This is a genomic window from Flavobacterium sp. ASW18X (assembly GCF_005144745.1).
Taxonomy (GTDB): domain Bacteria; phylum Bacteroidota; class Bacteroidia; order Flavobacteriales; family Flavobacteriaceae; genus Croceivirga.
Genome location: NZ_SWKK01000011.1, coordinates 157,493 through 174,863, shown reverse-complemented (window position 1 = coordinate 174,863; position 17,371 = coordinate 157,493). Strand labels below are relative to the sequence as shown.

The following is a 17,371-nucleotide window of genomic DNA, read 5'->3' as shown; positions in this document are numbered from 1 at the left end:
CTTAACCAAGCAGCTTTTTTTATTTAATTATATGACACAAACATTTGCGCTCAAAGGAGAAAAAAAACTCCTGAATGCCTGGGCTTTTTATGACTGGGCAAATTCGGTCTATAGTCTTGTAATCTCTTCTGCTGTATTTCCTATTTTTTATGGAGCATTATTTAGAACTGCAGGTATAGAAAAAGTTTCGGTTTTTGGTTTTGAAATTGCCAGAGCTCCGTTAATAAGTTATACAACCTCAACTGCATTTGTTTTTATTGCACTAATAACACCATTAATATCTGGTATTGCAGATTATTTGGGTAATAAGCGTTTTTTTTTAAAGTTCTTTTGTTATTTAGGAGCTATTTCTTGCGCCGGACTTTATTGGTTTTCTTTAGAAAATATTTATCTAGGTCTTTTGTGTTACTTCTTTGGGTTGGTAGGCTTTTGGGTAAGTTTTGCTATCAATAATTCATACTTACCAGATATTGCCTTTCCAGAACAACAAGACCGTATTAGCGCCAAAGGTTTTTCCTTAGGCTATATTGGTAGCGTACTTTTATTGCTCTTTAATTTGCTAATGGTAATGAAGCCAGATTTCTTTGGCATTACAGATGCTTCTGAAATAGGGGGAGATAGCGCCAAAATTAAGGCTATGAAGTATTCTTTTATTACCGTGGGATTTTGGTGGGCTTTATTTAGCCAATATACTTTTAAACATCTACCTAAAGGCTATAAAAAAGAAGGTGAGCGTAAAAATGTATTGTTGAACGGTTTTCAGGAGTTGCAAACTGTTTGGAAACAACTGCAAGGACAATCACAACTAAAACGGTATTTAGGTGCTTTTTTTGTATATAGTATGGCGGTACAAACAATAATGCTTATTGCTACTTATTTTGGTGAAGAAGAGATACAATGGGGGACAGATGAAGAGCGAACCGTGGGACTAATAATCAGTATCTTAGTAATACAAATTGTTGCTGTTTTAGGAGCAACCGTAACCGCTTGGTGTTCTAAAAAGTACGGAAATATAAAGACCTTAGTAACCATAAACATAATGTGGCTAGGCTTATGTGTATATGCCTATTTTGTAATAACGCCTTTAGATTTTTACATAGCAGCTGGTTTAGTAGGCTTAGTGATGGGCGGGATACAAGCGTTGAGTAGGTCCACTTACTCTAAGTATTTGCCAGACACCACAGATACTACTTCCTTTTTTAGTTTTTATGATGTATCAGAAAAAATAGGCATTGTAATCGGCACGCTTATTTACGGTTTGATTGCGCAAATGACAGGGGGTATGCGTTTAAGTACTATTTTTTTGGGTTTATTTTTTTTAATAGGGGCTTTTTTATTAGCTAGAGTGGAACGGGCTAAGTAACTGTTAAAATAACGGTTATTATTATGGATTCCTTACAATTAGTTTAGTAACTTACCGTTCTAAATACAAATGCAAAGCACAATACACTAACCAATCACCCACAATTATGAAATTTATTATAACTCCTTTATTAATCTGTATTTTATTGGCTTCATGCAGTAGTAATGTAGATTTAGCCATAGATAATCCTACGGATCAACCTGTTTTTATTAAGTTAGATGATTTAGAGGTAGAGATACCTGCTAACGAAGTTGTATGGGTAGAAATGGGTAAAGGTGACCATGAGTTAACACTACAGAACGATAGTTTGGTTAAACATAACTTTGATCAATCCTTGTATATGATAAACCCTACCTTGAACGAATATTTGTTGATGGAAGAATATTATGGTAGCGATGCATTTTATAGTTCTTATGAAATGACAAGTAAATTTAGCTCCAAAACTGTCAATTATATGGGTATTGAGTTTGAGGGTAACTATGATGTGGTAGATAAACTTATCAATACAGTAACTTGGGACTACGGACCTAGAGAAAAATTACCAGAAATGGTACAAGTAGAGTCTGGAGAAAACTACACTATTTTAAAAAAGCTGCTTAGTCCTACAGAATTTATAGAAATGGTTCAACAAAGTGCTGGAGCGGAATAATCCAAGAATTATGCATATTGGTATACATGCCACTTGGGACGCCTATAACTGCAATGCACATGCAATTTCTTTTGTAGATAAAGTAGAAGGAGTTTTGCATGTAATTACAGATACCTTAGATTTAAAAGAAGTAAATGGTTCTTTTAAACAATTTGAGCCTGTTGGGGTAACCGGAGTTATTTTATTAGAAGAAAGTCATATAAGCATCCATACATGGCCAGAGCATAACTATGCGGCGATAGATGTCTTCTCTTGTAAGGCTTTTGATGCGGATTTAGTTACAGAAATTATTAAAAAAGAGTTGTTATCTAACCAAGTTAAAACTACAATTTTAAATAGAGGTAGTTTAGAAATGGTAAAAAACGTACAAAAAGTTCTTAGATAATGTAATGTGTCATAAACTCACAATCATCCGTAATAATTGTGTTATCTTCTGTTCTTAAATTAATTGCTGAAGCTTTATGGGTATAAAATACTCCCGTTTGGTAGGCATATTTTTGTGAGTCTTTTGCTAACGGAATGTACTCTTGATGAATCTTTTCTTGATGTGCATAATCGCCTTTAGAGGTGGTTTTTTTAGAAGTATGTATTTCTATATTTTCTCCTAAACGGCCAAATATTGGTTTTGCAACATAATTACTAAGCCTTGCTGGAGTTAAATAAGTATTGGCAATACAATCATTGGGGTAGTTTTCTGTAAGGTACGCCAAGAATTTTTTGTTTTGCCATAAAGCCGTAATTGGCGGATTTAATACCGTGCATAAATCCTTTTGTATGATGGTCGCTAAATCCTTGGCTAATTCTGGTTCGTCCGTAAACATCCAATCCCAAGGTATCATTTTAAACCATATATCTGCAATTTGGTACTCCCCATTTATCTCATACAAAATGCCATTCTCATGAGAGAATATAACATCTTCTAGGTGCGTATAAAACACTTTATAGCCTTGTTCATAGCCAATGTCTAAAATCGCATTAACATTGAGTACATCTTCCTCATAACCAAAAGAAGACCCTAAAATAAAAGGTTGGTCATGGGGTATTTTTGTTTTTAAGTATGCTAAAGTATGTCCTATGTCCTCTGCTAGTGTATTGAACTGACTTGCACCGGTAAGTAGGTTTAATTGTGCTTTTTGCCAAAGAATCGTTTCAGGTAGCGTGCTGCACGTATCTGCATTAAATTCTATCACCTTTGCAGCTGTATTTCCAAAACCTCCGTTGACATCAAACCGGCCATATAAAAATGGATGTTCCTTACGATGCTCCCAAGTGTAATGTATACAATCCCAAAAAAACTTAGGAATACCAAAATCACCCAATTTTTGGTCATTGATAACCTTTTGTGTGGCGCTTTGAAATAATTCAAAAGCCACAGTAGCTGTTTTGTTAAACGTATCAACCTCTTCCCAGTAAAGGCCTAAAAGCTCTTCAGAGAAATAATCTTGCTTTAGGTACCAATAAAGCTGGTGTGGTAAATCTTTCTTTTTTAATCGTTTAATGGTTTTAAAACGATTATCCTCCAAAAGAACGGAATGATTTTCCTGACCCATAACCTTTAGATGAACTTCCTGGAACTTTTACTTTTCTGCTTGTAGCCGTACTCTTTAATTCGTTTTGTAGCCCGGTAGATTTGTTATAAGCTGTAGCATCCTTGTAGTAACTAGAGTTTGGTGCTACATTACCTAATCTTCTATTAAAATAAGAAGCTGCTAAAGAATAGTATAATACACTTCTTAATCCTCTACCGTAGCGCTGTTCACTTTCATTATTTTCTATTTTGGCTAAAGAGAGCGTATCTACCTTTCCTTCTAGTGTATGAACAATGGCTATGGAATTTTCTTTCTTATCTATTAAGCGCTCGTCAATAATTTTGTATTCATCGCCTGGCTCAACTTCTTCTACCTCTGTAATAGTACCTTTCGTAGCTTCGTAAATGGTTTCTTCTTTAAAGTCTTTAAGCTTTGGCTCGCCATTACCACCACAGCTGCTTGCTATGATACCCGCAGATAAGGTACTGGCAAGCATCAATTTTCTACCAAATGCTCGCCCGTTTAATGTTTTTTTATTCATCTTTGAAAGGATTGTTTATACGTAACGTTATCAAACCTAGCTAAATTTTATGAGAAACAAAATTCTTTTATCCATTGCCGTATTTATTGCAGGATTGTGCTCTATAATTTATGAACTTTTGGTGAGTACAACGGCGACCTATTTTTTAGGTGATGGGGTAAGGCAGTTTAGCATAATTATAGGTGTTTATTTATTTTCCATGGGGATTGGCGCTTTTTTATCTAAATACCTTTCTAAATTACCTATTCGGTTTTTTGTGCATGTTGAATTTTTATTGGGATTTATAGGAGGTATTTCTGTTCCCTTGCTTTATTTTTTGTTTGTACAGGTAAGTCCGCTAACCTTGCAAATTCTTTGTTTGGTAATCATATTTGTAATTGGCCTACTCACCGGCATGGAAGTGCCGTTGCTAACATTTGCTTTTGATGGGGTAAACGTAAAGAACGATTTGTCTAACGTATTGTCTTTAGATTACATAGGTGGCCTATTGGCAACGCTAATTTTTCCATTTATTCTATTGCCTTTTGTGGGGTTGTATTATTCGTCGCTCATCTTTGGGATTCTCAATATTGTGTTGGGTTTAGTCATCAGTTTTAAATTTTTAGACTTTTCTAAGAAAACTTTCGCCTTTGGTATTACTACTCTTATTGGGTTATTGGTATTAGTAGGTTGTGGAGGTAGATTGTTAAAGGTATGGGATAATGCTATTTACAAGAGTCCTATTGTTTTAAATGAGCAAACGCCTTATCAAAAAATAGTAGTGACAAAAAAACTAGAAGATGTACGTTTGTATTTAAATAGAGTTATTCAATTTTCTTCTTTAGATGAGCACCGCTATCACGAGTCATTAGTACACATTCCTATAGGGGCTCACGAAAACCCAAAAAAAATATTAATATTAGGTGGGGGCGAAAATTTAGCTAGTAGAGAAGTTCTTAAGCATGCAACAGTAGAAAGCATAGATGTGGTAGATATTGATAGTACTATGTTTTATTTAGCAAAAGAGCATCCCATATTTAAAAAGATAAACCAAAATGCTGCTGTGCATGCTAAGGTAAATCTGATTACAGCAGATGCTTTTAGTTATTTAGCAAATACCACAGAAGTTTATGACGTAGTCATAGCAGATTTACCAGATCCTGTGAATGAAGCTATTGCGAGGCTCTACAGCAGGCAATTTTTTCTTCTTGCAAAATCAAAACTTTCTAAAAATGGAGTGTTTGTTACACAGGCAGGAGAAATTTACTTTTCCAATACGGTTTTTAGTTGCATTAATACTACCTTAAAAGAGGTTTTTAAAACCACCCATGCTTACCATACCTATATTCCATCTTTTGGTGATTGGGGTTTTGTTATGGCTGCAGACCATGACTTACCACTACAAAGCGTACCAGGCAAATTCCCTAAAACCAATAAATTTTTAACTGCCACGCAATATGGTAATATGTTTAATTTACCCACAGATTTAGAGATTGTAGAAACTAAGGTGAATACCATGGATAGCCCAGTAATCTTAAATTATTATTTAGATGATTGGGCAAAATGGAAAACTGATTTACAACAAGGAACGCCATAGGTTTTAAGTTGTAAATCAATTTTAGTTCTGAACAGGAGTTGTTACGCCCTACTTACATCTCCAGAACCAGAGCTTTTGCTTTTTACTTTAGAAGGATTGCCCTTATATGTAATGTTGCCAGAACCAGAAACTCTAGCATTTAAACTTTTTTCTACAGTGATTTCTATATCTGCAGAGCCAGAAACGGTAGCCTCTACATTTTTCGCAGTTAAATCATATGCGGAAATGTCCCCAGATCCAGAAATAGTCACCTCAAAGTTAGAAGCTTGCCCACTTAAGTCCATATCTCCAGAGCCGGATAATCTTGCTTCTAAATGATTAACATCTACATCTAAGGTCACGTCTCCAGAGCCAGATACACGTGTTTCTAAACTAGCGCCTTTAAGGGTAGTACTGCTGGTGATATCTCCAGAACCAGATAAACTCAATTCATCTATTTCTTCTACAGGAACTGTGATGTAAATACCGTTTTTGTAGCTAGAAGGTTTTAGATTTACTCCTTTTTCTGTTTTAATTACAAGCACCCCATTGTCTACCTCTGTAATGATATAGTCTAATAAGTTTTCTTCGCCTTTTAAGGTTAATTCGCCCTCACTGCCGCTTACCAATTTAACATCGAACCAGCCGCTAATAGCTATTCCGTCATAATCATTTACAGAGCGTTCCAAGGTTACTACGTTTCCGTTTCCTTTTATTCGTTTTCCCCATTGGGCGTGTGCGCTTAAGGTGAAAATACAAGTTAGTGCTACTAAAATTCCGTTTTTCATGATGTTCGTTTTTTGATTGTTAGTTATTAAAGAAAGATATGCCTCCATATTCGCTATTTATAGTTACGGTATTGGGTGCATTAGCATTACCGTGAAAACCTTTATAATATTTTCTTGTAGATTTTTCATTACTGTAATTAATTTCAAAATCTTCCTTACCACTGACCCCAGCGTATTCGGTATTGATTTCAAAAGTAAATTGATAATCAGAATCATATCCAATTTTTATTCCTGTGTAATCTGAGTTGATGTCAATATTACCAGCATTCGGCATCATTCTATTAATCTTTACAGAACCGTAATCTGCATTGATATCCACATTACCTTCTACATCGCCAAGTTTTACACTTATGTAACTGCCTCTGCCTTGTACATTTTTGGCGTAACCAACATCTATAGAACCGTAATCACTAACATAATCTAGATGCTCCATTTTTTCTATGTTGGAGTGGGTGTAATCTGCTCTTATGATAAGGTTACCTGCTTTTTCTATAGTAAAACCAGAATAGTTGGCAAAAATTTCAGCACTGTTTACGTACTCAAAGGTGGATTTAGAAGTGTAATCAAATCGCAATTCATTATTTCTACCTCTTAATTCCCCAATTTCCATTTTACCGTAGTCGCAACTAATTTTGGCATGCCCATCAATTCTATCTAAAAAAATAGAACCATAGTCATTGCCTAGATTTACACTGTTTTTTACGGGTACTTTTATGGTGTAGTTCACTTGTACGTTCACATTGTGTTTGCCACCCCAGTTCCATCCCCAACTGCTTTTCTTTTCTGTGAATCTGGTAATAGCAGAAACCATGCTAGCGGTGTTTTCAAAATCTACATCTATTTCTGCCAAACGCTCTTTTACACGTTCTTCATCATTGCCATTGGTTTTAATATGTACTTCTATTAAAACTTTGTTTTGGTCCCAAGAAGAGATGTTTAAATTACCGTAGCTATTTTTTACCCGCAGTAAGGCATCCATATTTACAGTGAATTCCTTTTTTATGGTTTTTTCTTTGGTGTGTTTACCGCTCCAATGTGTATCATTTGGAGCAGCCTTAGCGCTAGGCGGTGCTGCTACCAATAGGAGTAATAAAATTTTAAATAGTAAAGTTCGCATCATTTACTGTGTTTATATTTTTAATCTGTTCTATATTTTCTAAAACCTCTTTTACTAAGGCTATTCGGGTTTCAAAGTTGATTATCATAGCGTTTAAAATAAATTTGCTGTTTCCGACATTTATCAATTCCTGCTCCAACGCTTTATAATCCTTTTCTAGTTTTTGCAGTTGCAACAAGGTATCATCTACAAGTTTGGCAGTTTCAGGAGATTTGGCTTCTTGCAATTCTACCACCTGCTCGTCTATTAGACTTGTAAAATAAAATGCTGTTTGTTGCGCTTCTGGGGCAATTTTTACCACTTGTTCTTCTATACTACTAGGAGTGTTTAGGTATTGAAATCCTAGTACACAAACCAAAGCAATACTAGCTGCAATAGAAAGTGGTTTCCAAAAATTACGTTCTTTTTTAGGTAAGGTTGCAACTCCTTTGCTAGTATTTAATTTATTTAAAAAACGTAGTTCATGACCCGCTGTGGGTTCCGCAATATCTAATTGCCCATCTAGTCTGTTAAATAGCTCCTCTATGGTATCCTTCTTCATGGCTATATATTTACAGTTATTAATTTTTTTCTAAGACTCTCTTTTGCCCTACTAATTGTAGTTCTGCAATTGGCGTAACTTATATTCATAATGTCACATATTTCATCATAATCATAACCCTCTATTAAATGTAAGGTCAAAGAAAGACGGTAATTGTCTTTAAGACTTTTCATGGTATCCATCACTTTTTGAGCCTTCAGTTCTGTAAAACCACTTGTTTCTAAAGCAACATCGCTGCTTTCTTCAACCCTGTACATTATATCTTCCAAGTCTACCGTACTTGTTTTTTGGTTTTTTCTATAGTGGTGTATACTGTTGTTGATTACTATCCGTTTTAACCAAGCCCCAAAGGTGACGTCTCCTTTAAAACTTTGTAACTTGGTAAAAGCGCTTAAGAAGGATTCTTGCATAACATCTTCTGCCTCTGCAGTATGTTTTACAATGCGGAGTGCCGTGTTATACATTGCCTTATAATACAGGTTGTATATTTTTAACTGGGCACTCTGTTGTCCTTTTAAACATTGCTGTAACAACAAATTTATATGTTCACTATTGTGGCTCAAAAATGTGATTGGTTTGTCTTATAGATGAGGTAATTTAACCATTGTTACACTTTTGCATAATTTTTTTATAATGCATTGGCATAACTATTGTTTTAGAAAGGAACATAAATGTAGTAAATCGTCGTTAACAAGCAGTATAACTGGGAGCTTTAAGAATCTGACGGGGTAAAGAATATAATACGGCTGTCAAGGGTTAATGACAGAATGACTTAAAAATTGATATGGGTAATATAAAATTTACAAATTTTGACAATATGTCTCTTCAAGGATTGGATGAAGATGCGGAATTAATTCCTTTACTAACTCCAGAAGATGAGGAGCAGATGAACAGGGAAAGTTTGCCAGAAACTTTGCCTATTTTACCATTGCGTAATACCGTATTGTTTCCAGGTGTTGTAATCCCAATTACTGCAGGTAGGGATAAGTCTATTAACCTAATAAAAGAAGCTAACAATGGTAGTAAGGTTATTGGGGTGGTTTCTCAGAAGGATGAAAATATAGAAAATCCTGCAGCAAAGGATATTAATACTATTGGTACGGTTGCTCGTATACTTAGAGTATTACAAATGCCAGATGGGAATACTACAATTATAATTCAGGGTAAAAAGCGTTTTGAAATAGATAACATCGTTACAGAAGAACCTTTCATTACTGCAAATATTAAGGAGGCTTTTGAATCTAGACCGGAGGAAGATAGTGAGGAGTTTTTGGCCATTATAGAATCTATTAAAGAGTTAGCGTTCCGCATTATTAGAGATAATCCGAACATTCCTAGTGAGGCAACCTTTGCCATAAAAAATATACAGAGTAATTCTTTCCTAATAAATTTTGTGTCTTCTAATCTAAACTTAGATGTGGCAGACAAACAAAAGTTATTGCAAATAGGAGACTTGCAAGAGAGAGCTCTGGCTACATTAAAATATATGAATACTGAGCTTCAAAAGTTGGAGCTTAAGAATGATATTCAATCTAAGGTTAAGAGTGATATGGACCAGCAACAGCGGGAATATTACTTGCACCAGCAGATGAAAACTATTCAGGAGGAGTTAGGTGGCGTTTCTTATGAAGAAGAAGTGGAAGAAATGCGCCAGAAAGCTAAAGATAAGAAGTGGAGTAAAAAGGTAAAAGAGCATTTTGATAAAGAAGTTGCCAAAATGCAACGAATGAATCCGCAAGTGGCAGAATATTCAATTCAGCGTAATTATTTGGATTTATTTTTAGAATTGCCTTGGAACGAATTTTCTAAAGATAAGTTCGATTTAAAACGAGCAGAAAAAATATTAGATAGAGATCACTACGGTTTAGAAGACGTTAAAAAACGTATTGTGGAATATCTAGCGGTGCTAAAACTCCGTAATGATATGAAATCTCCTATCCTATGCTTGTACGGCCCTCCTGGGGTAGGTAAAACCTCTTTAGGTAAATCTGTAGCAGAAGCATTGGGTAGAGAATACGTACGGATGTCTTTAGGTGGTTTACGAGACGAAGCTGAAATACGTGGACACCGTAAAACCTATATAGGCGCTATGCCGGGTAGAATAATTCAAAGTATTAAAAAGGCAGGGACCAGTAATCCTGTTTTTATTTTAGACGAAATAGATAAGTTAAGTAACAGCCATCAAGGAGACCCGTCTTCTGCCATGTTAGAAGTATTAGACCCCGAACAAAACGAGGAGTTTTACGATAATTTCTTGGAAATGGGGTACGATTTGTCTAAAGTGATGTTCATTGCTACCGCCAATAACCTCTCTACCATTCAACCTGCTTTAAGAGACCGAATGGAAATTATAAATGTAACAGGTTATACCATAGAAGAGAAAGTAGAAATTGCTAAGAAACATTTACTTCCTAAGCAATTAAAAGAACATGGACTAACAGGGAATGACCTTAAGATTGGTAAGCCTCAATTAGAAAAGATTGTAGAAGGCTACACACGAGAATCTGGGGTGCGTACTTTAGAAAAGCAACTAGCCAAAATGGTTCGTTATGCGGCTAAGAATATTGCCACAGAAGAAGAGTACGAGGTTAAGGTAAGTAATGAAATTGTAGAGAAAGTTCTTGGTCCGGCACGTTTAGAGCGAGATAAGTATGAAAACAATGATGTAGCTGGTGTAGTAACTGGTTTGGCATGGACCAGCGTTGGGGGCGATATTTTATTTATAGAATCTATCTTATCTAAAGGTAAAGGGGCTATGAATATTACAGGTAACCTTGGTAAAGTAATGAAGGAGTCTGCCACCATTGCCATGGAGTACATAAAGAGCAATGCAGAAGAATTTGATATAGACCCTGCTGTTTTTGAAAAATACAACGTACACATTCACGTACCAGAAGGAGCGACTCCAAAAGATGGTCCTAGTGCAGGTATTACCATGCTAACTTCTTTAGTTTCTCTGTTTACTCAGAAAAAGGTTAAAAAGAGCTTGGCTATGACAGGAGAAATTACTTTACGTGGTAAGGTATTGCCTGTAGGCGGAATAAAAGAAAAAATTCTTGCAGCGAAAAGAGCTAGAATTAAAGAAATCATCCTTTGTGAGGAAAACCGTAGAGATATAGAAGAGATAAAAGCAGAATATTTAAAAGGGCTTACTTTCCATTATGTTTCTGATATGTTAGAAGTGGTAGAAATAGCGGTAACAAAACAAAAGGTTAAGAATGCCAAGAAGTTGTAAGTAAGCTTAATTTCTTGATTAACTTTAGGGTATGAAGCAGATTACGATAGCAATAGACGGGTATTCTTCTACAGGCAAAAGTACTGTGGCCAAGCGTTTGGCAAAAGCGCTTAATTACATTTATGTAGATACAGGTGCAATGTACCGTGCTGTGACGTTGTATGCTCTAGACCAAAATTTAATTACAGATGAGCATTTAGATGTACAAGGTGTTGTTAATGCTGTAGAAAAACTAAAGCTCAATTTTGTTTTAAATCTAGATACCCAACAAGGCGAAATTCACCTTAATGGCGCTAATGTAGAAGGTAAGATTAGAAACCTACGAGTGAGTAGAAAGGTGAGTAAAATAGCTGCCATACCAGAGGTAAGAAATAAATTAGTAGCCTTACAGCAAAAAATGGGCGAGGATAAAGGTGTAGTTATGGATGGTAGGGATATTGGTACAGTGGTCTTCCCTAACGCAGAACTTAAATTATTCATGACTGCCTCCGCAGAGAAAAGAGCCAATAGAAGATATAAAGAGCTCTTAGAACGTGGAGAAGAGGTGTCTTATGATGCTGTACTTAAAAATGTGCAAGAAAGAGACCATATAGATAGCACCAGAAAAACTTCACCTTTAAAAAAAGCAGCAGATGCAATTGAGTTTGATAACTCTGATATGGGTCTTGATGAGCAGTTTGAACGGATACATCAATTTGCTTTACGCCTAATAAATAAATAAAAAAAAGCCACTCTTGAGTGGCTTTTTTATCAAATTTACTTAATCTTATTATAGATTTGGAATTACCAATTCTTGGTCTGGGTGAATAACATCTGGATTGCTCAACACCCCAGTGTTTGCTTCAAAAATTTGCTTGTACTTCATGGGGTCACCGTAGTAGTGTTTTGCAATTAAACTTAAAGATTCACCACTTTTAACCGTATGTCTATGATAAACAGAGTCATCAGCAACAGTAATATTAGCTTTAACGTCTGTAGGGCTATCGCCACCTATTTCTTTTATTTTATCCCAAAGTAAGTTTTTTTCATACTGGGTGTTTGCTTCACCTTTTATTTTTAAAACGCCACCTTCTTCAGAAACGTCTCCATTTTTAATAGCTAATTCTTCGCCTAAATCTAAAACAGGTTGGTATTTTGCTTTAACGCTCATAGTGTAAAATTTTTTAATGGTTACTAATAAGAAACAAGATAACTATAAAAGTCACACCTAAGTATAAATTAACTTTAATTGTTTTTCAGTTTTGTTTTAAGATAAAATAAAGCTTTGTAAAACAAGGAATTAATTGTATTTTTGCACACCTTTTTAACGAGAGACAGGAGAAAAAAGGGTTAATTTATATATATAATCACTTCTACGGTAAGCGTTAGCTCCTGTAAATCCGTAGGATACAAATTAAAATCAGCAAATGGCTGAAGAAAAAAACGCTGCCGAAGTAACTGAACAAGCTACGGCACCAGTTGTGTCTCAAAAAGACCCTAAAGAATTTTTAGAAAACTTTGATTGGGACAAGTACGAAGAAGGTATTGAAAAAGTAGAAGACAGCAAACTTAACGAGTTTGAAAAGTTAGTTGAAGAAAACTTTGTAGATACTGCAGATGAAGAGGTTGTAGAGGGTACCGTTGTACACATGACGGACAGAGAGGCAATCATTGACATCAATGCTAAATCTGAAGGAGTTATCTCTTTAAACGAGTTCAGATACAACCCAGACCTTAAAGTAGGGGACAAGGTTGAAGTATTGATTGACATCCGTGAGGACAAAACAGGACAATTAGTATTATCTCATAGAAAAGCTAGAACAATCATGGCTTGGGATCGTGTTAACGCTGCCCATGACAAAGAAGAGATTGTTACAGGATTCGTTAAATGTCGTACCAAAGGTGGTATGATTGTAGACGTATTCGGTATCGAAGCTTTCTTGCCAGGTTCTCAGATAGATGTTAAACCAATCCGTGATTACGATCAGTATGTTGGTAAAACTATGGAATTTAAAGTGGTTAAGATTAATCACGAATTTAAAAACGTAGTTGTTTCGCATAAAGCACTTATCGAGGCGGATATTGAAGAGCAGAAGAAAGAAATCATCGGCCAATTAGAAAAAGGTCAGGTATTAGAAGGTGTTGTTAAGAACATCACTTCTTACGGTGTATTCATCGACTTAGGAGGTGTAGATGGTCTTATCCACATTACAGACCTTTCTTGGAGCCGTATTAACCACCCGAATGAGGTTGTTGAACTAGACCAGAAACTTAACGTTGTAATCTTAGACTTTGATGATAACAAGTCAAGAATTCAATTAGGTCTTAAGCAATTAGAGAAGCACCCATGGGATGCGTTAGGAGAAAACATCCAGGTAGGCGAAAAAGTTAAAGGTAAAGTAGTTGTAATCGCTGATTACGGTGCATTTATCGAGGTTGCGGAAGGTGTAGAAGGTCTTATTCACGTATCAGAAATGTCTTGGTCCACGCACTTGCGTTCTGCTCAAGATTTTGTAAAAGTTGGTGATGAGGTAGAGGCTGTAGTATTGACTTTGGACAGAGAGGAAAGAAAAATGAGCTTAGGTATTAAGCAATTGACTCCAGACCCATGGACAGATATTACTTCTAAGTACCCAGTAGGTTCTAGACACAAAGGTATTGTACGTAACTTTACTAACTTTGGTGTGTTTGTAGAAATGGAAGAAGGTATTGATGGTCTTATCTATATCTCTGACCTTTCTTGGACTAAGAAAATTAAGCACCCATCAGAATTTGTTAACGTAGGTGACGAATTAGAGGTTGAGGTACTTGAACTAGATGTAGACGGTAGAAAATTAAGCCTTGGTCACAAGCAAACTACTGAAAACCCTTGGGATAAGTACGCAGCTGACTTTGGTGAAGGTTCTGTACACAAAGCTACAGTAACAGACATCGTAGATAAAGGTGCAACTATTGTATTGAATGACGATATTACTGCATTTGTTCCTTCTAGACACATGGAGAAAGAAGATGGCAGTAAAATCAAAAAAGGTGAAGAAATTGAATTTAAAGTAATAGAATTCAATAAAGACTTTAAGAGAGTTGTTGCTAGCCATACTGCTATTTTCCGTGAGCAAGAGGAAAATAACATTAAAACTGCCAAGCGTAAAGCTGCTGCATCTGCAGAGGAAAATGCACCTACTTTAGGTGATGCTAACGCTCAGTTGCAAGCATTGAAAGAGAAAATGGAAGCAGACGCTAAAAAATAAGCATCGCTTGTATTTAAAATAGAAAGCCTCGAACGTAAGTTCGGGGCTTTTTCATTTATCATCGTTACTTAGAAATGTGTACTTTTGTAATAAGTGTTGGAAAAATTGCCAATGAGTCAAAAAATACTGCTTTCCGCTAAAGAAATAAACATCATTCTACATCGTTTGGCTTGCCAATTGTTAGAAAATCATTTAGATTTTTCAGAAACAGTTCTAATCGGTATACAGCCAAGAGGCACCTATCTTGCAGAAAGATTGGCTAAAATTCTTAAAGAAGAATACAAGGTTAAAAATGTAAAAATTGGTTTCTTAGACATTACTTTTTATAGAGACGATTTTAGAAGAGGTAATAAAACATTAGAAGCCAACTCTACCAAAATAGATTTTATAGTGGAGGACAAAAGTGTTGTATTTATAGATGACGTTTTATATACAGGTAGAAGTATACGGTCTGCACTAACAGCCGTGCAGTCTTTTGGTAGACCAAAGCAAATAGAACTATTAACGCTTATAGATCGCAGATTTAGTAGACATTTACCTATACAACCTAATTATAGAGGTAGACAGGTTGATGCAATTAATAATGAGAAAGTAAAGGTAATGTGGCAAGAGAATGATGGGGAGGATGCCGTTTATCTAGTAGAAAAAGTATGAGTGAATTAACTGTAAATCATTTATTGGGCATAAAATATCTTAAAAAGAAAGATATAGACCTGATATTTGAGACAGCAGACCATTTTAAAGAAGTAATTAATAGGTCTATAAAAAAAGTCCCTACGCTTAGAGATATTACAATAGCCAACATCTTTTTTGAAAATAGTACTAGGACAAAACTTTCTTTTGAATTAGCACAAAAAAGGTTATCCGCAGATGTAGTTAATTTCTCTGCTTCTCAATCTTCTGTCAAAAAGGGAGAAACACTAATAGATACAGTAAATAATATCTTGAGCATGAAGGTGGATATGGTGGTCATGCGCCATCCTAATCCCGGTGCTGGTATCTTTTTATCTAAACACGTAAATGCAGCAATCGTAAATGCGGGTGATGGTGCACACGAGCATCCTACGCAAGCATTGTTAGATTCTTATTCAATTAGAGAAAGACTGGGAGATGTTGGGGGTAAAAAGGTGGTTATTGTTGGTGATATTTTACACTCTAGAGTAGCCTTATCCAATATTTTTGCCTTAAAATTACAAGGTGCAGAAGTTAAGGTTTGTGGGCCTAAAACATTGCTGCCAAAATACATAGAGTCTTTAGGGGTAGAAGTAGAAACCAATTTAAGAAAAGCCTTAGAATGGTGTGATGTGGCCAATATGTTACGCATACAAAATGAACGCCTAGATATTAGTTATTTCCCAACTACTAGAGAATATACCCAACAATATGGCGTAAATAAGGCTTTGTTAGATAGTCTGGATAAAGAAATAGTTATAATGCACCCAGGCCCAATTAACAGGGGGGTAGAAATTACTACAGATGTCGCAGATTCCGGACAATCCATTATCTTAGATCAAGTAGAAAACGGTGTGGCCGTAAGGATGGCAGTAATCTATCTTTTGGCCTCCAAAATTAAATAGCCATGATATTTGATAAAGAAGGTAATACTACCATTGTTTTGCAAGAAAATGCATCTTTAGCTACTTTTTTAAACAATTTAAAATCGGCTTACGATAAGTTACAACATGATCATTTGATCATTAATCTTTTTTCTTTTGCCAAGTTGTCTCCCGATGATGTTTTAGAGTTTCTAGAACTGTCTAATACACACAGAGCACGTAAAAAGTCTTTTGTGTTGGTGAGTAATAAGGTAAGTTTTGAAGAAATTCCAGATGAAATCTGTTTAGTGCCAACACTACAAGAGGCAAAAGATATTATTGAGATGGAAGAAATTGAGCGCGATTTAGATTTATGAAATTAACCATCTTAGGCTGTTATTCTGCCACCCCACGAACTTTAAACAATCCTACAGCACAGGTATTAGAAATTAAAAATCATTTGTTTTTAATTGATTGTGGAGAAGGTACACAAGTGCAGCTAAGAAAGAGTAAGCTTAAATTTTCTAGAATAAAACACATCTTTATCTCTCATTTACATGGAGACCATTTTTTTGGTCTGCCAGGCCTGGTGTCCACTTTTAGGCTATTAGGGAGAGAATCAGAATTGCACATCTATGGTCCAAAGGGGATTAAGGAGGCGATAACACTTTTATTAAAATTAGGTGATTCTTGGACCAATTACCCACTTTATTTTCATGAGTTAGAGTCTAAAGAACCACAACTCATCTTTGAAGATGATAAAGTAAAAGTAACTACAATTCCATTGCAACATAGAATTTATACCAATGGTTTTTTATTTGAAGAGAAGGAAGGTGCCCGTACTTTGAATGCCGAAGCAGCACAGTCATATAATGTAGACCGCAGTCAATACCATAATATTAAGGCAGGCAAAGACGTAGTTTTAGAAACTGGAGAAATAGTGGCGAATAAATTACTTACTTTTGATCCTCCGAAACCAAAAAGTTATGCTTTTTGTAGTGATACAAAATATAATGAAGCCATAGTGCCACAATTGAAAAAGGTAAACTTACTATATCATGAGGCTACGTTTTTAGAAACAGAAGCACATCTAGCAGAAAAAACTAAACATAGTACCGCAAAACAAGCTGCTACTATAGCTTATATGGCTCAAGTTGAAAAATTGGTCTTAGGGCATTATTCTACGCGTTATAAATCTATTACTCTATTTAAAGAAGAAGCAGAGACAGTTTTTGGTAACGTGGTTTTGGCAGAAGACGGTAAGTCTTTTGTTGTTAACTGATTCCTTTTA

Annotated in this window: 18 protein-coding genes; 11 read left to right on the top strand and 7 right to left on the bottom strand. The window is 35.5% G+C overall.

What is annotated here, in order from left to right; translation table 11 throughout:
* Positions 1-31: 31 nt before the first annotated feature.
* The 3 genes from FBT53_RS08895 to speD all read left to right on the top strand — a co-directional run bounded on the left by FBT53_RS08895 (position 32) and on the right by speD (position 2,397).
* The gene (locus FBT53_RS08895; RefSeq protein WP_136950824.1) at positions 32-1,363 is read left to right on the top strand and encodes an MFS transporter; all 1,332 of its coding nucleotides are present in this window, start codon (positions 32-34) and stop codon (positions 1,361-1,363) included.
* A 106-nt stretch (positions 1,364-1,469) separates the two neighbouring features.
* Positions 1,470-2,012, top strand: coding sequence for a hypothetical protein (locus FBT53_RS08890; protein WP_136950823.1), 543 nt, complete (start codon positions 1,470-1,472; stop codon positions 2,010-2,012).
* Positions 2,013-2,022: 10 nt separating this feature from the next.
* Entirely contained in the window at positions 2,023-2,397 is a 375-nt protein-coding gene (gene speD, locus FBT53_RS08885; RefSeq protein ID WP_136950822.1) for an adenosylmethionine decarboxylase, read from the top strand.
* Here the strand turns inward: speD and FBT53_RS08880 are convergent.
* A complete protein-coding gene (locus FBT53_RS08880) occupies positions 2,390-3,562 on the bottom strand; it encodes a glutathionylspermidine synthase family protein (RefSeq protein WP_136950821.1) in 1,173 nt (390 codons plus the stop codon). The genes speD and FBT53_RS08880 overlap by 8 nt on opposite strands.
* Positions 3,525-4,082, bottom strand: coding sequence for a hypothetical protein (locus FBT53_RS08875; protein ID WP_136950820.1), 558 nt, complete (start codon positions 4,080-4,082; stop codon positions 3,525-3,527). Before FBT53_RS08875 ends, FBT53_RS08880 begins: the two co-directional genes overlap by 38 nt.
* 49 nt (positions 4,083-4,131) lie before the next feature.
* On the opposite strand from FBT53_RS08875, the gene FBT53_RS08870 reads away from it, so the two are divergent.
* Positions 4,132-5,658, top strand: coding sequence for a polyamine aminopropyltransferase (locus FBT53_RS08870; protein WP_136950819.1), 1,527 nt, complete (start codon positions 4,132-4,134; stop codon positions 5,656-5,658).
* Positions 5,659-5,699: 41 nt separating this feature from the next.
* On the opposite strand, the gene FBT53_RS08865 is transcribed toward FBT53_RS08870, so the two are convergent.
* From FBT53_RS08865 to FBT53_RS08850, 4 genes are read right to left on the bottom strand one after another with little or no spacing between them, the layout of a single operon-like run.
* Positions 5,700-6,425, bottom strand: a complete 726-nt coding sequence (locus FBT53_RS08865) for a head GIN domain-containing protein (RefSeq protein ID WP_136950818.1) — start codon at positions 6,423-6,425, stop codon at positions 5,700-5,702.
* 19 nt (positions 6,426-6,444) lie between these two features.
* A complete protein-coding gene (locus tag FBT53_RS08860; RefSeq protein ID WP_169630344.1) occupies positions 6,445-7,542 on the bottom strand; it encodes a hypothetical protein in 1,098 nt (365 codons plus the stop codon).
* Entirely contained in the window at positions 7,523-8,083 is a 561-nt protein-coding gene (locus tag FBT53_RS08855; protein WP_136950816.1) for a hypothetical protein, read from the bottom strand. Before FBT53_RS08855 ends, FBT53_RS08860 begins: the two co-directional genes overlap by 20 nt.
* A gap of 2 nt (positions 8,084-8,085) precedes the next feature.
* Entirely contained in the window at positions 8,086-8,646 is a 561-nt protein-coding gene (locus tag FBT53_RS08850) for an RNA polymerase sigma factor (RefSeq protein ID WP_136950815.1), read from the bottom strand.
* A 221-nt stretch (positions 8,647-8,867) separates the two neighbouring features.
* On the opposite strand from FBT53_RS08850, the gene lon reads away from it, so the two are divergent.
* A complete protein-coding gene (gene lon / locus FBT53_RS08845; protein WP_136950814.1) occupies positions 8,868-11,318 on the top strand; it encodes an endopeptidase La in 2,451 nt (816 codons plus the stop codon).
* A 31-nt stretch (positions 11,319-11,349) separates the two neighbouring features.
* Entirely contained in the window at positions 11,350-12,039 is a 690-nt protein-coding gene (cmk, locus tag FBT53_RS08840) for a (d)CMP kinase (RefSeq protein ID WP_136950813.1), read from the top strand.
* Between the two features lie 48 nt (positions 12,040-12,087).
* Here the strand turns inward: cmk and FBT53_RS08835 are convergent, their stop codons facing one another.
* Entirely contained in the window at positions 12,088-12,468 is a 381-nt protein-coding gene (locus FBT53_RS08835; protein WP_136950812.1) for a LysM peptidoglycan-binding domain-containing protein, read from the bottom strand.
* A gap of 256 nt (positions 12,469-12,724) precedes the next feature.
* On the opposite strand from FBT53_RS08835, the gene rpsA reads away from it, so the two are divergent.
* The 5 genes from rpsA (at position 12,725) to FBT53_RS08810 (ending at position 17,362) form a co-directional block, all read left to right on the top strand.
* Positions 12,725-14,545 (top strand): 30S ribosomal protein S1, encoded by a 1,821-nt coding sequence (rpsA, locus tag FBT53_RS08830; protein WP_136950811.1) that lies wholly within the window; start codon positions 12,725-12,727, stop codon positions 14,543-14,545.
* Between the two features lie 111 nt (positions 14,546-14,656).
* A complete protein-coding gene (pyrR, locus tag FBT53_RS08825; protein WP_136950810.1) occupies positions 14,657-15,199 on the top strand; it encodes a bifunctional pyr operon transcriptional regulator/uracil phosphoribosyltransferase PyrR in 543 nt (180 codons plus the stop codon).
* Positions 15,196-16,122, top strand: coding sequence for an aspartate carbamoyltransferase catalytic subunit (locus FBT53_RS08820; RefSeq protein WP_136950809.1), 927 nt, complete (start codon positions 15,196-15,198; stop codon positions 16,120-16,122). The genes pyrR and FBT53_RS08820 overlap by 4 nt, the downstream gene beginning before the upstream one ends.
* Positions 16,123-16,124: 2 nt before the next feature.
* Positions 16,125-16,457, top strand: coding sequence for a ribonuclease Z (locus FBT53_RS08815; protein ID WP_136950808.1), 333 nt, complete (start codon positions 16,125-16,127; stop codon positions 16,455-16,457).
* A complete protein-coding gene (locus FBT53_RS08810) occupies positions 16,454-17,362 on the top strand; it encodes a ribonuclease Z (protein ID WP_136950807.1) in 909 nt (302 codons plus the stop codon). The genes FBT53_RS08815 and FBT53_RS08810 overlap by 4 nt, the downstream gene beginning before the upstream one ends.
* Positions 17,363-17,371 lie beyond the last annotated feature (9 nt).